The organism is Mitsuaria sp. TWR114, from assembly GCF_007997345.1.
In genome coordinates, this window is record NZ_VOSR01000857.1 from 1 (window position 1) to 1,253 (window position 1,253).

The 1,253-nt window shown below is 70.9% G+C and carries 1 protein-coding gene; it reads right to left on the reverse strand.

The genetic code is table 11. The features are described 5' to 3' along the window. On the reverse strand, window positions 1-1,253 hold a 1,253-nt coding region (locus FUT87_RS24950; protein WP_186830752.1), incomplete at both ends, for a VC_2705 family sodium/solute symporter.

The following is a 1,253-nucleotide window of genomic DNA, read 5'->3' on the forward strand; positions in this document are numbered from 1 at the left end:
CAGCGCCTGCGCGATGAAGCCGTCGATCAGCGCTTTGGGCATCGCGTGCGCTTCCGGCACCGGGTTGCTGATGACCGCGCCGCCGCCCAGGCCCAGCGCCTGGCGCAGGCCGGCGTGCGCGCCGACCATGTAATACAGCGTCACCCCCAGCCCGACCAGCATGCCGGCGGCGGCGCCCTGCTTGTTGGCCCGTTTCCAGAAGATGCCCGCGACCAGCACCGGCACCAGCGTCGAGCCCGACAAGGAGAACGCCGCCGACACCAGCAGCAGGATGTCCGCCGGCTTCTGCGCGGCCACCGCCGCGGCCGTCAGCGCGGTGGCCAACAGCAGCGCCTTCGAGATGGTCACCCGCTGCGTCATCGATGCGCGCGGATTCATGACCCGGTAGTAGACGTCGTGGGACAGCGCACTGGAGATCGTCAGCAGCAGCCCGTCCGCTGTCGACAGCGCCGCGGCCAGCGCGCCGGCCGCCACCATGGCGGCCAGCACATGCGGCAGCCCGGCCAGCTCGGGCGTCATCAGCATGACGACGTCGCCGCCCAGCTTCAGCTCGCCGAGCTGCAGGATCCCGTCCTGGTTGATGTCCTGGATGCTCAGCAGGCCGGGATCGACCCGCATCCATTGCTTCATCCAGCCCGGCAACTCGGCGATCGGCGTCCCCACGAGCTGATGCAGCACCTCGTGCTTGAGCATCACCGCCAGCGCCGGCGCGAACAGGTAGAGCAGCGCGATGAAGAACAGCGTCCAGGCCACCGAGGTGCGGGCCTCCGCCACCGTCGGCACCGTGTAGTAACGGGTCAGGATGTGCGGCAGCCCGGCGGTGCCAACCATCAGCACCAGCACCAGCGCAAGGAAGTTGCGCCGCGACAGCGAGTAGGCCTCCTGCTCCGCCGGCGTGCCGTCGGGATCGCCGGCGAAGGGGCGCGCATGCGGCGGCATGCCGGCCAGCGGCTCGGCCCGCTGGTGGTTGGCGACCACGGCGCGCTGCCAGAGCTCGCGGGCCTCGGCTTCGGTGCGCGGCAGCGCGGCACGGACCTTCTCCGCCGCCTGGATCTGCGCCAGCGGCGCATCCTCGGCCTTCAGCCGGGCGATCACCTGGGAGACACGCTGGCGCTCGGCGTCGAGCGACTGCGGCAGGCCGGCGATCAGCTGCTGGAAGTCCTTCGCGCGCTGCTCGTGCAGGCCTCTGACCTGCAGTTCCTTCGGATCGTGCAGCAGTTGCTGCTCGCGCGCGGTGATCTCGCGGACCTCGC